15 protein-coding genes are annotated in these 18,944 nt (G+C 40.4%); 2 read left to right on the top strand and 13 right to left on the bottom strand.

Features of this window, described 5'->3' with window-relative positions; all coding sequences use genetic code 11:
- The 8 genes from I2I13_RS20040 to I2I13_RS20005 all read right to left on the bottom strand — a co-directional run bounded on the left by I2I13_RS20040 (nucleotide 1) and on the right by I2I13_RS20005 (nucleotide 10,646).
- The gene (locus tag I2I13_RS20040; RefSeq protein ID WP_195650314.1) at nucleotides 1-621 is read right to left on the bottom strand and encodes an RNA polymerase sigma factor; all 621 of its coding nucleotides are present in this window, start codon (nucleotides 619-621) and stop codon (nucleotides 1-3) included.
- Between the two features lie 193 nt (nucleotides 622-814).
- The gene (locus I2I13_RS20035; RefSeq protein ID WP_195650313.1) at nucleotides 815-3,019 is read right to left on the bottom strand and encodes an alpha-L-rhamnosidase C-terminal domain-containing protein; all 2,205 of its coding nucleotides are present in this window, start codon (nucleotides 3,017-3,019) and stop codon (nucleotides 815-817) included.
- A 118-nt stretch (nucleotides 3,020-3,137) separates the two neighbouring features.
- Nucleotides 3,138-4,997 (bottom strand): right-handed parallel beta-helix repeat-containing protein, encoded by a 1,860-nt coding sequence (locus I2I13_RS20030; RefSeq protein WP_195650312.1) that lies wholly within the window; start codon nucleotides 4,995-4,997, stop codon nucleotides 3,138-3,140.
- A gap of 28 nt (nucleotides 4,998-5,025) precedes the next feature.
- Nucleotides 5,026-7,122 carry a glycoside hydrolase family 127 protein gene (locus tag I2I13_RS20025; protein WP_195650311.1) on the bottom strand — a complete coding sequence of 699 codons (2,097 nt, stop codon included), beginning with the start codon at nucleotides 7,120-7,122 and terminating at the stop codon, nucleotides 5,026-5,028.
- Between the two features lie 127 nt (nucleotides 7,123-7,249).
- Entirely contained in the window at nucleotides 7,250-7,999 is a 750-nt protein-coding gene (locus I2I13_RS20020) for a DUF5131 family protein (protein ID WP_148366746.1), read from the bottom strand.
- Nucleotides 8,000-8,726: 727 nt separating this feature from the next.
- Nucleotides 8,727-9,665 (bottom strand): N-acetylmuramoyl-L-alanine amidase, encoded by a 939-nt coding sequence (locus tag I2I13_RS20015; RefSeq protein WP_195650310.1) that lies wholly within the window; start codon nucleotides 9,663-9,665, stop codon nucleotides 8,727-8,729.
- Between the two features lie 28 nt (nucleotides 9,666-9,693).
- Nucleotides 9,694-10,044: a hypothetical protein gene (locus tag I2I13_RS20010; protein WP_195650309.1), complete on the bottom strand. Its 351-nt coding sequence runs from the start codon at nucleotides 10,042-10,044 to the stop codon at nucleotides 9,694-9,696.
- Nucleotides 10,045-10,127: 83 nt separating this feature from the next.
- Nucleotides 10,128-10,646 (bottom strand): HU family DNA-binding protein, encoded by a 519-nt coding sequence (locus I2I13_RS20005; protein ID WP_195650308.1) that lies wholly within the window; start codon nucleotides 10,644-10,646, stop codon nucleotides 10,128-10,130.
- A 480-nt stretch (nucleotides 10,647-11,126) separates the two neighbouring features.
- Between I2I13_RS20005 and I2I13_RS20000 the strand changes: the two genes are divergently transcribed.
- A complete protein-coding gene (locus tag I2I13_RS20000; RefSeq protein ID WP_308167078.1) occupies nucleotides 11,127-12,302 on the top strand; it encodes an ATP-binding protein in 1,176 nt (391 codons plus the stop codon).
- Nucleotides 12,303-12,316: 14 nt separating this feature from the next.
- Nucleotides 12,317-13,027, top strand: a complete 711-nt coding sequence (locus I2I13_RS19995; protein WP_148366751.1) for an RloB family protein — start codon at nucleotides 12,317-12,319, stop codon at nucleotides 13,025-13,027.
- 282 nt (nucleotides 13,028-13,309) lie between these two features.
- Here the strand turns inward: I2I13_RS19995 and I2I13_RS19990 are convergent, their stop codons facing one another.
- From I2I13_RS19990 to I2I13_RS19970, 5 genes are all read right to left on the bottom strand, one after another.
- The gene (locus I2I13_RS19990; RefSeq protein ID WP_148366752.1) at nucleotides 13,310-13,969 is read right to left on the bottom strand and encodes an MIP family channel protein; all 660 of its coding nucleotides are present in this window, start codon (nucleotides 13,967-13,969) and stop codon (nucleotides 13,310-13,312) included.
- Nucleotides 13,970-14,021: 52 nt separating this feature from the next.
- On the bottom strand, nucleotides 14,022-14,423 hold the full coding sequence (locus tag I2I13_RS19985; RefSeq protein WP_148366753.1) for a hypothetical protein: 402 nt from the start codon (nucleotides 14,421-14,423) through the stop codon (nucleotides 14,022-14,024).
- Between the two features lie 157 nt (nucleotides 14,424-14,580).
- Nucleotides 14,581-15,750 (bottom strand): OmpA family protein, encoded by a 1,170-nt coding sequence (locus I2I13_RS19980; RefSeq protein ID WP_148366754.1) that lies wholly within the window; start codon nucleotides 15,748-15,750, stop codon nucleotides 14,581-14,583.
- Between the two features lie 29 nt (nucleotides 15,751-15,779).
- Nucleotides 15,780-16,046 carry an HU family DNA-binding protein gene (locus I2I13_RS19975; protein ID WP_148366755.1) on the bottom strand — a complete coding sequence of 89 codons (267 nt, stop codon included), beginning with the start codon at nucleotides 16,044-16,046 and terminating at the stop codon, nucleotides 15,780-15,782.
- 31 nt (nucleotides 16,047-16,077) lie between these two features.
- Nucleotides 16,078-18,915 carry a hypothetical protein gene (locus I2I13_RS19970; protein WP_148366756.1) on the bottom strand — a complete coding sequence of 946 codons (2,838 nt, stop codon included), beginning with the start codon at nucleotides 18,913-18,915 and terminating at the stop codon, nucleotides 16,078-16,080.
- Nucleotides 18,916-18,944 lie beyond the last annotated feature (29 nt).

Below are 18,944 nucleotides of genomic sequence, written 5' to 3'. Positions count from 1 at the left end.
TCACTTTATTAAATGGACACTCAAAACAGTCATCAGAGTGGTAAATACAACAATTATTAACATCTTACTTAAATGAATACGGAGAAGTTTCAAGGCTTCCGAATAATGCGTTTTGATGGTATTTATGGATAAGTTCATCCGTTCCGCTATCTCCTGATTCGTCAGTTCCTCCTGAACTTTCATTAAACAGATTTCCCGCTTCTGTGCAGGAAGCATATCTACTGCCTTATAAAAGCTGGACATCAATTCTTTCTTCTCTAAATTCTCTATCAGATTATCTTCGTAAGGTGAAGCAGCTTGTGCCATCTCATAGTTCTTTGCAATCGCACTGTTTTCATTACGAATCAAGTTTAAGACATAATTTTTTGTCATAGTGAATAGGTAATTCTTCAGGCTGATTCCAACACGCAGTTCTGAACGGAATTCCCACAAACGGGTGAAGACATGCTGTACAGCATCTTCTGCCATATCGGAACTCATTAAATAACGGTAAGCCAATACATACAATAGTTTATGGTATCTTTCATAAGCTTGGGTGAAAGCTCTTTTATCGCCTTGTTCGATCAAGGCAAAGAGTTTTTCATCATCTGTATTAGTATATGGAACAATCTTGTTTTGCATTCTTCGGATTTTGTTTATTTGTTTCCAAAAGAACAAAAAGTGTATTACTTGCTGCTATCTTTATAAAGAGCAAATGTAGCAAATAACTTAGAAAACCTAAATGTATTTACGAAAAAAGTCCCTGATTAACAATCTCCACTATAAAAGAGGATCCGTTAATCAAGGACTACTCCACTAACTAATTAACAATGAATTATAAATGATAGGTAACAATTCTTTCTTCGGGTGAATCAATCCAGAGACGCCACACTCCTTCCGATACTTTCTCCGGTGTTCCGATATTTGCTTTGGGCGGACGACGACTATTGATTGTCAGATAGCCTTTTCCTTCTGTTGCTTTCACTTTCATCATTTTGCCATTCATATAGATATGGATATCGCCATTCGGAGTGGGTACAGTACCCTCCATCCATTTCAGTCCTCCCAATACAGGAGCGATAGTAAACTCCTTATATCCTTCTTTCACTGGTTTCACACCCAAATAATATTTGCCGAGCAGATAGATAGGACTTGCTCCCCAGGCATGACACAGACTCTTGCCATAAGGACGGCCGTACATGGCAAGATGTTGCGTTCCAGTTTCTTCAGGGTTGTATTTTTCCCAGAAAGAGGTAGCACCCTCCTTCAACATACCGCCCCAATAAGCTTTCATTTCCTTCATGACAGCCTCCTGTTCACCCAGAGCACAAAGAGCTTCCAATTCATAAAAACGCATATAAGGCGTTGTGATTTTCAGAATGCTGTCATTCAGAAGAACAGAGTTCTTGATGGCTTGCTGCTTATCTGCGTTCAGATACTGGAAGAATACAGAAAACATATTGGCATAACGCGTCACAGCATCACTTTGCTGACCATTCACACGATTATGTACAAATGCCTGTTTTTGATTGTTCCAGAAAGTAGGTTCTAACTTTGCTTTCAGAGCAGCAGCCAGCTTCTCATACTTCTGCTTCCCAATCTCATCCCCGACTAAATCAGCACACAAAGCCATTGTTTCCAGACTTCTGCAAAATAAAACTTGCTCAAAAGAAAGTTCTCCTTTTTTATCCAGATAGCCGTCCGCCCAGTCCACAAATACCCAGTCACCGGTCATACCTTCCACCATGCCATTTTTATTTGTACGTCCCAATACATAATCCATCATCGTTTGCATACGTGGATACAGTTGGTTGACAAAGTGGCGGTCGCCACTATACATATAATAATCATATACGCTAAGGAACCAATAGAAAGTATAGTCCATGATCGTATTGCTGTGGCTGGTCACAGGATCTTTGCCACGAAGCAGCCAGATCGTACGTTTCACGGATTCACTATCGAAGAAAAGATAATAATTCATCAGATAACTTTGGATAGCATCACCACTCCATACCCAGCGGTCACGTTTGATACCGTCAATAAAGAACTCGCGCGTAGTGAGATGCATAGTATAAGCCCCCACTTCCCAGATACGGTTCAATTCTTCATCATTGCAACGGAAACTTCCACGATACTCTTCAGGAAGATATTCATATTGCATGGATACTTCTCCTATTTGTACACCCGGTTCGTGGGTAACATAGACATATCGAAAAGCTTTACTGTTCTCCAACGTATATTCGTTATCAGAACTATTTAAAGGAGAAGTGCTGCGGATGGCGAGGTCAGTCACTTGTCCCGGCTCTAACAACAGTTTGTCCAAAGTTTCACAATATGCTTTATCTTTTGCTTCTTCCGGACTTTCACCATAATAAATCTCTATTTTTCCTTTTCCGGAAAGATTCTTCAATGTGATGAATCCGAATGTCTCTTTTCCAAAATCATAAAGAATACCTCCTTCAGCCTGTGCTGTCTTCGCAACAGGTTGCTTCGGTTCACGCATCAGACTGAATTGGGAAGGAAGTTGGGTAGCCCCGTCAAAGTTCCAGCATCCGGCATCCATATAGATCGTAGCAGATGTATCACTGGCTTTTCCGCTCTCGTCAATCCATTCTTTATCTTCGTATGTCACTCGCCAGGAGGAATCAGAATTCACCGTCTTCCCTTTCACATAAATAGTGGGAGGAGTAGCCTGATTCCAGACTTTGATGTTCAAGCTATGTTTACCGGCAGGAAGAGGCATCGTCTCCGGCATACCGAATTGAAGTTTTCCATCCAGCTTGACATTATACTTTCCTTCCGCAGCAATAAAGATCTCTTCCGGCTCGGAAAGATTCAGTTGCTTGCTGAACTCTACGACTACATAATGACTGTCCGTTTTCCAGAAAGGAGGGAAAAATGCCCCCCGTTCCGTACGACGGTTGTTCATTTGATTTCCCAGCCAGATTTCATAATCTCCCGGATACCAGATCCAGGTCTGGGCAAATGTGCTGCTTGCCAAAGACAAGGCACTAAGCAATATCATATATTTCTTTTTCATTATTCTTACTATTATTAACTGACTGTGTTATAAGAAACAATTCGTTCTACAATAGTTGATGTTTAGTTCCACATCTGTGGAACGAACCGCATATTGCAGTTAAATGATTTACCAATCACTATCGAATATTCAGCAAATCCTTGTATTCTGCTTCCAATCCTGCACGTTCACGAATAGCATCATCCACTTTCGGACCATTATTCTCCCATACATTTCCGGGACCATTGGCATTTTGCAGATACTTCTCTCCCTCCGTCCAATTGTCACGAACAGTGATGAAAGAAGAACCCTCATCCGTATAAAGATAGAACCAATGATTAGGATCGTGCACGTAACCCGGTTTATAGATACTATGCACACAATTCTCCGTTACATAGCTTTTAGGCTGTGAACCGAGCGTGTAAACACCCGCTACATCATACATGTGTTTCGCATAATGATGAATCAGATTTGCATGAACTCTGTTATTACGCATACAATTCACAGTTTGTGTCCATCCCCAACCAAGACTGATGCCACTATAAGGAACTTCACTGATTTCATTATGCTCGATATTAATATCACTCACATACCCCGCAGCAATGGCGAGACATCCCCAGTCCTCAATCCCAACTTCCGTGAAATAGCAATTATTGATTTGCTGGTGTGTGCATACTTCCCGGCGGTCAGCAGGATCATAAGGCAAATGCGTTTCGTGAGCAGACGGAGAAAAACTACCGACCAGCAAACCATTTCCTGCAATATCGCGAAAGAGACAACCACGAACAATACCGCCCTGCACCGCTTCTTCATAATCCAGTCCGGTAGAACCCAAATGTTCAAATTGGCAACGCTCAAAATCAATCTGCCTGGCAGCAGCTATCCGGACAGCAGCCGCAGGACGACCCAACCATCCTTGATTATCCAACGGATGATTCAGATAATCCCGTTGCATCTTCGGATCAATCCGGTACCCATCCGTCAGATACATACCTGCCTGAAGAGGCACATGTCCTTTCTCTGACGGACGCAGCCATGTAGTATAAGAAAAAGTAATTTTCTCAAAACGAATATGACACACAGGACGATCCAAAGTACCTTCTACCTGCACTAACGTCTCAACGGCGGGTACCATCACTTCCGCCTCCTGCATCTTCTCTCCTTCCCGTGGATAATAATACACTTTGCGGGCATCCATATCGTGATACCATTCACCCGGTACATCCAATAGCTCACGGGCATTCGTCAGATAGAAAGCAGAATTATGTCCGTCCGTCGTCACCATTGGACGCGGCCAAGGATGTTCAAACTGAATCCGGCTTTCCGGCTGATGGAAACGTACTGCCGCACTATCTCCCTGCACCTCAATAGACCGAATCCGAAGATTGGCCACACACCACATCTGATGGATTACCATCTCGGCATATTCAGTCTTCATTTTTCCCTTATGATCCATAAGTCTGTGCACCGCAACTGCAGGAACATAAAGAATTTCATTCTTTTCATCCACGCTGCAAATACGGTTCATCTTTTCGAAATCCTCTACATCACGGGCACGGACAGCCTTTTCTCCATTCACCCACAACTGACGGAAATCCAATGGACGCCCATTAAATGCCGGTACATCTGTCACCCAAAGCTTTCCCTGTTTCTTCCAGTCCTTGATACGGACTCCTCCACTCAATATCACCTTTTCATCGGCTACCGAACGGATTACCGTCGGTGATTCCTTTGTCCCACTATCTTCCGGACGGATAAAAACCGGCTCATACAGAGCATACATTCCACCCTCCATATAAACAGTGATTCCTCCCTGCACACGGTCATCTCCTGTCCTCCGCCACTCACGTGCCTGCCGTAAAGCAGCAGTCAGTGTTGCTTTGGGAGACTGGCGGGTTCCATCATTCAAGTCATTACCTTTGGAAGAAACCCATATCTCACCGGACCATAACCAATGACTGCACAAAATACATATAGCCGTTAAAAATAACTTTCTCATCCTCATTTCTTCATTTCTGTATCATGATTTATCTGGCAAGAGGCATCCATACGGTCATTTCTCCTTTTCCTCTATTTCCCCAGGCATAATAAGGAATCAAACGAATATCCACCGTCTTTTCAGCCTGAACTACCGGACGATAAAGTACTCCTTCCCAAGAAGTTGCAGATGCCAGACGCGCTTTACCTTCGAGCGCTACAACCGGACTGCCTTCAATCGTAATCTTCTTCGGAGTCAATTTTATATCAGCAGGGATCAATACATTATCAATCTTCTCTCCATTCGCTATGTCCATATTTTCCAGACAATAAACCAACGGTCCGCGCTTTATGACCACCTGATTACGAATCTCCTCTGCCAACGGATGAGCTTCAAGCAAGCGCACAGGCATATCCATTGCCAGTTCCACTACATCTCCCTTCTTCCATGCACGATTTACTTCCGCATACGAATTTGCCCTCGCATTGATTTGCAGCGGTTGCCCATTCACCGTAAGCGTAGCCTTTTCGCACCATTCAGGGATACGTAAGAAAAGCGAGAAACTACCCGCCTTACGAGGAACTTTATTCAACGTTACACGTACATTTCCATCCCAGGGATAATCCGTCTCCTGCGTCAGAGCTACTTCTCCCTTCTCTTTCCAAGTCGTTGTCAATGTATTTGCTCCATACAGATTACAATAAATCCCTTCCGGACTCAATGTATATGCATAGTTTTGTGCCTGGCACAGTGTACGCAATGTGTTCGGAGGACAGCAGAAACAACTGATATATTCCGTCCGTTCCTTCGGCCAACGAAGCGTGTAAGGAAGATCGGCACTGATACGAAGCGGATTCGTGTAGAAATACTTCTTTCCATCCAGACTAATACCGCTCAATACACTATTATAAAGACAAGTCTCCACAAGATCGGCATATTTCGCATCCCCTGTCACCTCCAGCATCCGCCAGTTGAACAGCATATTACCGATATTGGCACACGTTTCATTGTGAGCAGTGCTATTCGGCAACTGATAGGGACGTCCATAACTCTGATGCACTTTCTGAATACTATCCGGCTCATAACACGTACCATCAGGCGATGTACCATCATAAAGAGCACCGCAAGCACCGGTCACATACATTTTCCGGGTCACGATATCATTCCAGATACTAGTCAGATTCTTCATTAATTGCTGCTCACCGGTTTCTGCATATACATCCGCTACTCCGGCATACAGATAGTTGGCGCGTACGGCATGTCCCATCGCACGATATTGATCGCGGAAAGGAATACGGTCCTGATTATCGTCTGTACCGTTCTCCACCATACCACGGATATCAATCAGATTCTTTGAAAGTTCCAGATAACGGGGATTTCCAGTAGCCCGGTACATTTCAACTACCCCCATATAATGAGAGGGACAAATAGCATTGCGAGCCAGTTCGGCAGAAGCCGTTTCATAAAAATGACAGAGGAAATCCGTCGCTTTCACAGCAGCATCGAAAAGAGTAGTCTTTCCAGTGGCACGACGATGCACAATACCCGCCATCATCAAGTGTCCCAGATTATAAGTCTCAAAGTTCAGCCGATTGGCAAAAGCTCCTTTTTCATTCTCGTCACCTACTTTCGTTCCAATGACCGTTTGTTTATGCTGATCTCCCAATGCATGAGAGTCAATCCCTTTATTCAGTTCTTCAATAACAACAGGCGTATGTATATAACCGTCTGCACGCTGGGCTTTTACAACACAAGTAATAAAGTTATCCATTAATTTGTCCAGCTCCGGATCTTTATTAACTGCATAGACAGAAGCCACACCTTCCATCCATTTATACATATCTCCGTCATGAAATGGAGGTCCCCAATGCTCTCCTTTGCACACCCCGGCAGCAATCTCAAAATTACGGAAACCGTGAGAGATTTCCGGCGTATTCCAAGTGTTCCACATACTTTGCAGGGAAGTCCGGCTAAATACCTGAAAGCGATCTCCCCAGAATCCATCCGTCCAATGTACTGCACCGATTCCGGTATTCGCCATCTTCGCAAAACGGCTCTGACTCATATCCGTCAATCCATTGCTTTGCGCAAGTGCTCCCGTAACGGAGGCGGAAGCTAAAAGAAGTAACAGTTTTATCTGTTTCATTAATATGGATAATTTAAAATTTACACAATATCTTTATAAAAAGACGTGATTATCCGTATTTTGTACTCAATAAAACAAAAAGCGAAGATTGCCAAGCAACCCTCGCTTTCAGTAAAAAATATCTAAACTAACCTTTTATTTCTTGTTTATCAGGCATATAATTCAATCCTGCCTTCCTCGCCTGCGAATGTTGAAACTGTCGGGCAATCTTGTATTCATGTCCCTCTTTCAGTAAATAACTCCCAGTCTGCTTGAACCAAAAGCCGACATTCGCATCTATACATTGCTGCCGGATATCCAGCACCCACTCATAGTCACACATCCGGGCTTCCTTCCCCGACTCCCCTCCGGCAACCACCTGTTCCACCCAATCTCCCAACTCGCCTCTGAAATCAATCCGGCTAAGAAGCGGCTCGCAGATAATGATTTTATGTTTAATAGGACTTTCTTTATAAATAGGCAGACGATAATCCACCCTATCCTGATTCTCCATTGTGCAGCAGATTGTTACGTTCTCATACCCATCACCCCAATCCGGAGGCAGACACTGTTGTAATCGATCGATTCGTTTGGTGATAAAAAGGAAATGCAAGTCCTGCCGTATCCGCATCATCTCCCATGCTTCGGCACGCCATTCGTCGGCATCTTCTATCAGAAAATCCGAAGTAAAACAAGTATATACCAGATTTCCCGAAGGTATCTTATACGTACCATTCTTTTTTCGAAGCAAAGGTAAATCAAACTTCTCCGTCTTTGTCACCACCGAACTGTCTTTTCCATATTTACCATCCGTCCGATATACATAACAATGGCGGCAGCCCTCACTCAATTTGTGACAGCCGTGCCAGAGATTCCACATTGAAGCTTTTTCACCCATCTTCTTTTTTCTTCAAAGATATATTTAATCTATTATATAACCATAAAAAGAGTGCACCTTATTCTTCAACAGAATAAAGGTGCACCAAAACACAAACAAAACAAACAATAGAGCGACCTTCACAGGCAGCCGATCCACGAGGGATCTTTATCTTAGTCAGCCCATCTTGACGATGGCAGCTTTCTTTTACAACGATACTCCTACTGCCGGCACAAGTGTAGGCAAAAAGCATTCCGTGTATTGCCTTACATGAATCCGGTTTTCCATTTCCTCCCAAAATTCTAATTGCTTATAACGGGTAAAGTAGCACCCAAAAATCATAAAAGAATGTTTCTTTTTATCGAGAAGCCATTTTGCTAATCGACTATTATATATAATCATTAATCCCTAATATTGTTTGTTAGTTACCTTCTGCAAAAGTCCGCATAATCACGAATATGGCAAATTGTATTCATGTCTAAGAGAACAATATCTGTTTACAAACAAGACTAATAGCAAATATTTTAAATAGCCTGTTTCGATATATGCAAAATTCAAACTCAAAAGCTACCACTTTTACGTTATTCACACATTTAGGGCTACACAATCAATTATCACAATTAAAAATTTCGCCCTCATTCTCATTGTATATCCCGATATGAATATGAATATTATTGAACAATCACTCCATTAAGCCCGATATACCTCTACAAAGATAGTATTATTCTATATATTTCTATGCAAATCCTCAAAAAAGAATTCTCCTCTTTTTATAAATAAAGTAAAGTAACATCAATGCCGATATACTAATTATTAGCATCCAACTTATATTTTTCCTATAATATAAGCTATTCTCTTCCTCCTCACCAACCACTTTATGACGATTCGTGTCGATAAAGGATGATATTTGAGTATCTTCTTTCTCATCTATCCTCTCTTTCTTTTCAAAAACCTTATTCACCGTCTTTCTGCTACCTGAAATAAAACAGGTGGAAGAGAAATCCCCTGTCGCAGTATCTTTCCCCAATACTACCAATATTTGTTCGGTAGACTCCTCCATCCGTTCCAGCATCTTCCTTTCCTGATTAACATCATACGAAGCCACATGGGAAGAATGCCCGGAAGAACTTGAATCCATCTGCACCTCACTGCTCCTACTGATAACTTCCTTCTTAGTCCTGCATCCCGAAAGCACCCCCGGAAGAACGAGACCCAATAATAAAGCAAACAGCAACTCCCTCCCACTCTTCATAAACTCTCTCATATCAAAACAAGGACACACTTTCACATATTCATAAGGTTCGATCACCCCGTCTCCATTCAAATCCGGCGAAGTATCCCGGTGTCCCAATACCTGAAGAATAGTATATTCCCGTTGCAAATCCATTATTACTTGATAAAGCACCCGTTTTTGCGCATTTGTCCGGGTATCTGCCGGATGTCCGTTCTCATCCAATCCCCCGATATAACAGATCCCGACACTTCGCTCATTCCAACCTTTGCAATGCGCTCCTGCCAAATCAATCTCCCTTCCTTTCTCCAGTTTTCCATCCAGGCGGATAACATAATGGTAACCGATACCGTTGAACCCACGTTCCCGGTGCCAACGGTCAATATCTGCGGCGGTAAAATCCTGTCCAGCTTTTGTAGCCGAACAATGTACTATAATAGAATCTATCTTTCTCATAACATTTTATTTTTATCAACTAACCTCATTAATATTCCGAAGGAGGAATGCGTTTCACACACCCTCTGATATCACACTTTTTCACCTCCGACTCTTTCTGTGCCAACTCCACCTCATGGCATTTATGTATCCAGTCGATCTTCTCTTCCTGCTCCTTGCGAAGCTCGATGTAAAGCCCGTCTATTTTCTCGTCCCGCTGTGTCAGGCGATCTTCCAGCCAATCCACTTTTTTACGACGATTTTCTTCTTCCAGACTACTCACGTCTGCCTCTTCTTTCCGTGCATCCGTTTTCCGGCAAGTGATATATCTCACCATCCATTTCACCGCTTCCAAACCGCCCATAGCAGTAATGAAAGCAAGGATTGTAGTTATTTGCATATTGATCTATTTATGTAGTTTAAAGAAAGAATGAGGCCGAAGCCCCATTCCATACAAAGTCGCTAATTTTCATTTCCCGCTTATCAAGCTGCCGGATCAGGTGCTTCACCATTATCTCCCGAACCACCGTCAGGATTCGGTGCTTCCTCTCCTTCACCTGCCCCACCATCAATGATATTTGAGTCGTTGATATGATCCAAATCCTTAAACTTCAATCCATCCGAACGCGTCGAAGTTCCCGTAAAGAGACGGATATCCGAATTAGCACGAAAACAAACCCGCAGGCCGCTGATGTCAGATACAGTAAAGTCTTCTGCCTTTTCTGTTCCTTTGCTTTGAGCAGCCAAATAGAAATACCCCAGTCCTGCGATATTTACCGAACGTCCAGAAAGTAATGTCTTACGCAGAAGTGTACGAAAATCCTTCAATACACTAATGGTTTCACCTTCACTTACACCGGAAGCAGAAGATATTTCTTTCGCAAACTCATCCAGTGTAGCACTCGTATCGTATTGATAAGAAATTACCGGATACACTTTCTTTCCTGCCTCTTTGTTTGTTGGATCACACAGACGTTGAACCCTTTTAAATCTAATTGCCATAATACTTTTCTTTTTTTAAATGAATACTGTTTAATTATTACTTCGCTAACGTTAACGATGCAAAAGTGCGGTATTCTCCAGAAAAGTGAAACGACACAAATTTATAATACTCACAAGCTCTTCAAGGACGTATTACAGACTCACAGACAGTTTAGAAAATACAAAAAACGACAAGAAGATAAATAAAAACCAGAAAAAGGCGACAAGAATGCCAAACAGGGAGAGAAGAATAACTTGGCCTCCAAAGGGTATCTATTATTTCATAGTAGATCATGAATAGATAATATTTGAGCTTTTTGCTCAACAAATTGCATTTTTCATCTGTTTTATACTATATTTGCAGTCTATATTGAGATTTAGGCTCATATATTCATTGTTGCATAGCTAAAAAAACAGATAACCATGTTACTTGAATTTACAGTTAAAAACTATCGCTCATTCCATAAAGAATGTACTTTCTCGCTCGAAGCGCAGAATATTGTGGAAGAACCTAAAACTAATGTTGTTTCGTTGGATGGATACAAAATTGTAAAAACTGCCGCTGTTTATGGTCCCAACTCCAGCGGAAAATCCAATTTGATAAGCGCGTTGGATAATATGAGAAATTGCGTTATCAACTCTGTGCGACTAAACGATAACGAAATGCTTCCGTATGATCCGTTTCTTCTATCAGAGACTTCAGACGACACATACGAACCGACTCATTATGAAATACTCTTTTTGATGGACGGAATTCGATACAGATATGGATTTGATTATACCTATACTTCTATTGTTGGCGAATGGCTGTTTTCCAAGGTAGGAACAAAAAAAGAAAAGACTCTATTTATCCGTACAGAAGAAGGTATTGGCGTTTCAGAAAAAGACTTTTCCGAGGGCATAGGATATGAATCTAAAACAAATGAAAATCGGCTATTCCTTTCTTTGTGTGCACAATTAGGAGGAACTATTTCTAAAAAAATCATTAATTGGTTTAATAATGGGTACAGAATAATTTCCGGTTTGCAGAGTATAGGTTACAAAACACTTTCAAAACAAATGTTTCATGAAAAGAAAGAGGGCTATCAAGAAGCTCTAGCCTTTTTCAAAACTCTACAATTGGGCTTTCAAGATTTACTTTCAGAAGAAGAAAGCACAACTGGAGTTATTTTTATATCGGGAAAAAGCATGGTTCCTGAAAAAAACATAAAACTTAGTACAGTTCACAACAAATATAATGATAAAGGGCAAGTGATTGGTGAAGAGGTATTCAACCTCGAAAACCAGGAATCGGCAGGAACATTAAAGTTAGTAGAGTTATCCGGTCCCATCTTTGACACTTTACTGAAAGGTTCTATTTTAGTTGTCGATGAATTGGATGCAAAAATGCACCCTCTTATTTCCCAATACATTATCAAGCTATTTAATAATGCGGAGACGAACCCAAAGAATGCTCAATTGATATTCTCCACGCATGACACTCACTTGCTTTCTGCACGTTTGTTGCGTAGAGATCAGATATGGTTCACAGAGAAAGACACTTTGGAGCAAACAGACCTATATTCAATGATGGACATTATTTTGCCTGATGGTTCCAAGCCCCGTAATGACACGAACTATGAGAAAAATTATATCAATGGAAGATACGGGGCAATTCCATTTATTATGAACGATTAGAACCATAAGAAATAATGGCACGAGTAATTAAGATAGACAATGCTTTACAAAAGCGGCATGAGTATAAAAAGAACAAACGAAAAGCAAGAACGGTCATTTGTCGTATACTAATCGTTTGTGAAGGAGAAAAGACCGAACCCAACTACTTCCGTTCCTTTGACCGGTATAGAAAAGGTAATGTCGTTTATGAACTTACTTTAGATGGCGGACGTATGAATACAGTTGGTGTAGTTGATAAAGCCATTAGTTTACGAGACAAAGCCAATATTCCTTATGACAGAGTTTGGGCTGTATTTGATAAAGATGGCTTTCCTGCCAAGAACTTTAACACAGCAATTGCTAAAGCTAACCAGAATCATATAGAATGTGCCTGGAGTAACGAAGCTTTCGAATTATGGTATTTGTATCATTTTCATAACCGAATTACAGGAATGACAAGAGATAAATATGCCGCCGCCATTACCAAAGCTGTCAACGCATCTCCTTTATATAAAAAGAAAACGCCTTACCAATATGCTAAAAATGACAAAAGCAGTTTTGATATAGTCACCACTTTTGGTTCGCAGGATAACGCTATACGCTGGGCAGAGACAAAACATGATGAGTATACAGATGAAAGATATGCGATGCACAACCCTTGCACTACAGTTTATAGACTGGTACGTCAACTGACGGGAACTGATGAAGAACTGAATAATGAAATAATCCGCAAGATTGACGAATAACCATCTGTCCTTTCTGAAATATAAAAAAAGTGCACCTTCTCCCCCACTGGAAAGAAGATGCACCACACAAACAAAACAAACAATAGTCTACCTTCACAGGCAGATGAATCCATCAAGGCCATTTTTCGCTACTACACATAAAATGGTAAGGGGAAATGGATTCTTTGGGAAATAAGGCGCTTCACAGCGACATTTAGGATATAAGTCAGACACTAAATTCATTTATATGTATATGGGGACCTATATCTTATTCTATTCTCACAAAACCACGAAATGAAATAATCAACCTCCTTTTATTGCTCTCCAAACAGGAACAGCTATTACAGCACCTATAACCGGAGCCACAATAAACAGCCATAACTGACTGATAGCTTCCATACCGGCGAATAATGCCGGACCAATGCTGCGGGCAGGATTTACAGATGTGCCTGTGATAGGAATACATACAATATGTACTAATACTAAAGTAAATCCGATAGCTAATCCTGCAAAAGGGGGATTTTTGTTGCCACGATCTGTCGAACCAAGTACTGTCAATATAAAGATAAAAGTAAATACAACTTCAGCAACGAAGGCTGACAACAGATACGGTTCTTCAAATCCATTAGCTCCTGTACCCGTAATACCCATTGCATCACTGATAATCCATAGCAAAGCAGAACCTAATATTCCGCCCAATACCTGTGCGCATATATATACTGCAGCTTCCATTACCGACAATCCACCGTTCAACCAAACACCGATAGTAATAGCCGGATTTATGTGACAACCCGATATAGGACCTATTGTATATGCCATCGCAACAACCGATAATCCAAAGGCAAAGGCAATGGCCAATACTGCGGAAACAGAAGTCGCACCACCATTCAACACAGCTGCACCACATCCCATCAAAACAAGCACCATAGTGCCTACCATTTCAGCTATAAATTTTGTTTTCATTAAAAATTATTTTTTTTGAATTCCAATCTCTCTAAGATTCTCTACTAATTTTTTAATCATCATCCCATTCCGAAGGTGGTAACGTTTTCTTTCCATACCACTTCTTCCAAGCACAAGATTTCCGTTTTCTCAAGTAAAGTGTATCACCACAATGTTCCAATGCCTCCCAATCAAATGTGGAATGATGCCCGAACCATCTCTCACCCCAATAAAGCAAGTGATAATTGAATAATGCCAGTAACATAAACCACCATGAAAGTAATAGTGAAAGTATTATTGCAGGTACTAATGCCAATAAGAAACACTCAAGATACTGCCGTTCGTGAATCCGAAGTTCCATATCCTCCCACACCTCCAAATACTTGTACCGAGTGAAACAGCAACCGAAAATCATGAAATAATGCTTCTTCTTACTCCGGAAAACCTTCGCAAACAAACTATTATATAAAATCATATTTTTTCTTTTCAAATAACAACCTTGCAAAGGGCTACCTGCTACTACCGGCTTACGTTCACCTTGTAACGACAAAGTAACTTCAGCTCCAACGTAGGAGGAAAAACAGGCAGCCCCGCAACGTTGCCTAAAATAACCTTGAAATGAAATAAAACTATTATTCCACGATTACAACCCGGTTCAATTCAGGTTCGCTGAAACGGTTGTTCGTGTCACCTTCCGCTTTTTTCACAAGACGTTTTGGGGTAATTCCATATTTGTTGACTAATAGATTGTACACATATTCCATACGCTGTTCACTCAAATGTTGGTTCACATCCTTGCTACCCGTAGCTTTATCAGCAGAGCCGACCAAAGTGAAGATCTTATTTTTGTCCGCATTAATAGCATTCTTCACATAGAAATCCAAATTTGTTAGTTCTTTCTGATCCAAAGTAGCTTTACCAATCTTAAAGAACAGCGCTACTGGAGAAGCGGAAACCTTCGATTCGCTGACCACTTCCAGCTTGCGATTCTTCGCAGCTTCCAACTCTGCTGCCAGACGTTGAGCTTCCGTATTCAATGCGTGATTCTTAGCACGAAGTGCATTGATACGTTCATTATAAGAGGAATAATCAGCCGGGGCAACTTTCTTCACACGTTCAAATCGAGTTTTTCCCAGTTTCACGTTCAGTCCCAGTGTGACGGAACTCATACCTTCTCCTTTACTACCGCCCATTGTACCATCAAAACATTCTTTGACAATCATTTGGCGGCCTTCCAATGTCAGATCAACACGCTTACCCAAGCGAAAAGTATTCAGAATACCGATATTAGCAGCAATCTCATTATCATGGGTACTATTTCCCCATGAACGCGCCCAACCGAAACCGACATAAGGGATAACATTCCACACACGCTTCTCATTGAAACCGATGAAGCCGTTAGACCAGTTCCACATAAAGTCCGCATGAAGGTTCGATACATTGAATTCTTCTTTGTAATAACCACGATGCATACCTTTGGCATACATTCCGCTTTCACCCGTCAGTCCTTTGGCTTTCAAACCCGCATATTGTAATCGGATACCATATGAAGGTGTTATCCACTTACCCAATGAAACGTCCAGTGCAGGAGCAATACGATTTCCGACTGATGTTTTGTTATCATATTCACCTTCGTAAACATTGATTCCACCGCCTACACCAATATACCAGTTGCTCCAAAAACTGTTCGTTTCATATGGACCACGAAACCTCTGTCCGCTTTCGTTACGATTTTCCTTTTGTTGTGCCATTGCACAAACTGATGACAGTATCAATGCTACTGCAATAAATTTCTTTTTCATACTTCAATTTTTATATTCAACTTAATGTTTTATTCTAACTTCATTTTACTTCCCGGACGAAACTTGGCTTGTCGCTTAGCCGGAATTACCATCTTCCCACCAGTCGACGGATTATGTCCATTTCGTGCTTTCCGTTCCAATACAACGAAACTTCCAAAACCCACTAAAGTTACGTTCTCTCCTTTTTGCATTGTTTCCGCAATTGTTTCCATCATTGCATCCACTGCATCAGTAGCTTCTCGAATACTTAATTTACTTTTGAGAGCAACTTCTTTGATTAATTCTGATTTGTTCATAAGTTTATATATTTTATATTTATCAAAATGTTTATTCATCACGAACACAACGGATGGAAGCTGCTGCAACACGATCTATCCAATAATTATCGCCCCCACCCCAACCACAGCCAACACTAAAATCAGATATAGAAAAGCCAAATGTAACTACAGAATTAGATCCGCCTCCATCATTATAAAGACCAGTAGCGGCAAGATGCCCCATATAAAAATCATTTGTAAGAAATCCCGTGAAATCAGGTCTGCCATCACGAATAGGAGTAGGAGTAAAGTATACCTTTCGCATACTATTTTCTCCACCATAATAAAAATAAGCTCCATGTTTGGTAAATGATGGAGTATAAAATTTCTCGTTGTCCATCATTCCATAATAATGATCAGTTGATATGAGATTTCCCATTATCTTTTTCTTCAAAAATGCTCCATAAACATCTGCTGGAGGTACTTTAAATCCAGCTGGACATGGGTCATAGAGCGTTTTCATTGTTTCTATATTGACCATTTTATACAATGAATAAGGATTATTTCCCCATAAATATTGATTTCCCACTAGTATGTTATTGCCTAAAGAATAATATAACCAATCATATGGACTATTGGAACCATCACTTAAAATGAAAACATTAGGATGCTTTATTGCATATTCAATCGTTCCTATTTTTTCATTTTTGTCTATCTCTTCAAAATCTAAATCAGTTCCACGCACATTGTATATTGGGGCATTTTCTGTACCCTCAAAGGAAGACGAACCAATAAAAGGGTCTTTACGTCCCCATTGGTATCCTAAGCCACGTGTTGTTAATTCGTCTGGGATACAAGTAGTTGCTCCCAAATCCCGATCCATTATCCTATAATTAATTCCACTATAAACTTCGCCATTAGTTGGTAACCCTAATTCGATAATATCAGGTTGTTCTGTACACCAAATATGCCAACTCCAAAGTACATTAGCATCTGCCGCATTTGGATCATAATTGTCATAAACAGCAATAACTCCATTTCCTGCTCCTTTACTCAAAAACTCAACCTTATTAGTTTCTGAATTAAATGTAACTTGCGATATTAGACTTTCTTTATCTTGCCAGATTAACTTAGATGATTTAGGACTAATCATTACATTTTTGGAAACAGAAATATCCTCTCCCCATGAATTCTTAAAATGATATATTTCAACATCTTTACCTAGCTGATTACTCCCTATTGGCTTATTTTTTGTTTCAGCCACAATCCCATCCACTCCATTTCCTATTACTGTAGCATCAAATGAATAAATACCATAAGTAATCGGAGTGATAAAACTATTTGCCGGTCCACTCTCGTCAATTGGATTTGCCTCCGAATGTTCTATAGCTTTAATAGGAATATATTTAGTCATATTACCGATAGTGATCTCTAAATATCCTTGAAATTTAAGATTTGTATTGCTTACACAAGCGTATATCCAGTATTTATCACTATTAGCAGGAAGCTCCACATCACTATCCGGAAGACCACTTTCCGTTGTCTTTTTGATAGGTATCAGAGTTTTGTTATCAGTACTATAATACATTTGCATCAAGTAGTAAGGGAAAAGTGTCTTTTTATCCATCTCTAAAGCACGAACTCTGCGTGTTGTTACATTATCAAAATTCACATTACCTGCTTCATCAGTCTGTAATTCCATTTTCACCATTACTACAGGATCTCTTATTCCTTTTAATAATTCGATACTTTCTCTATCTGTTTTCAATAAATATTGCCCATTCGAAGCAAACCCTTGCGACCAATTATCAGAAACCGTTATTGTATATTCAATATTACTTCCCGGGTTCTGAACGGCTTCCAACACTGTAGTATATCCTTTACTTTTCAATTTCGTAATATTGAAAAGATAGGAATGATTGCGTAATATATCCCAATATGCTCCCGTGTTCTTATCCCAAAAGTCCAAACGATAATATTCCTTACCCGATTCATCTAGATTCTGTACTGTCAACAGTAGCATTGCCCGATCTCTATAGAATCTATTCTTATCCACTTCCTTTCCTAAAGCATACGTAGAATGCTTGTATTCCAAAGGATAATAACTAGTCACCAATCCTTTAGACTCATCCAAGGGTGTTGTAGCTGATAACAAGTCATGCTTTTCTGATATGCCATTCTCGTTGATGTTCCCTTTATAAATATCTCCTTGATAGTCGCTATCCAATACAAAATCTGAATAATTTAGATTTTTCCATTCCCAATAAACCTTTTTATCAGGAAACAATTGCTCCCAATTTGCATTTACAGTAATTTTCGCTAAACAACGAGTTAACAAACATACATTTGAAGTAGCCGTCTCGTTCCATTCTATCCAACCATACATTGGGATTGATTGTTCTTCCTTTTGTGAGCTAGAAAATCCTTTCATCAGTTCTTGGCTACTGTAATTTTTGAGTTGTTCTTCACTTGTTGTTTCATTCAGAAGATAATCCCCCTTATCGGAAATTAAATTACGGTCGGTCATATTACAAAGTACATAGACACGATCTCCATTTTGGGGAATATAGTCCTTCAATGTTATAGTCGGAGATGCTGTACCATTTCCGAACAGAAAAGATAGCTGTCCACTTTTTCCTTCTTGGTAATATATCGGAGCAGATATATAAGTGTCATTGTAGATAAAAACCTGTAAACTGTTTATCATACATTCCTTTTCCGAAGCCACACTACGCACTTGCACCAACTCTGCATCCGGTATGGCTAATTGAATCTCATTTGCCCGGAAGGTATTCAGTGTTTCTATTTTATTATCATCACTACAACTACCCAACATTAAAATGCCTAAAATGCCGAAGATTATCGAGCCTCTTATAGGAGAGAATAGTGATATTTGCCACTTTTTCATGTCATTAAAATTTTGAAAATTATTAATGT

The sequence above is a fragment of the Bacteroides sp. D55t1_190419_B8 genome (genome assembly GCF_015558905.1).
Classification (GTDB): domain Bacteria; phylum Bacteroidota; class Bacteroidia; order Bacteroidales; family Bacteroidaceae; genus Bacteroides; species Bacteroides vicugnae.
This window is presented reverse-complemented; position numbering and strand designations above follow the sequence as displayed.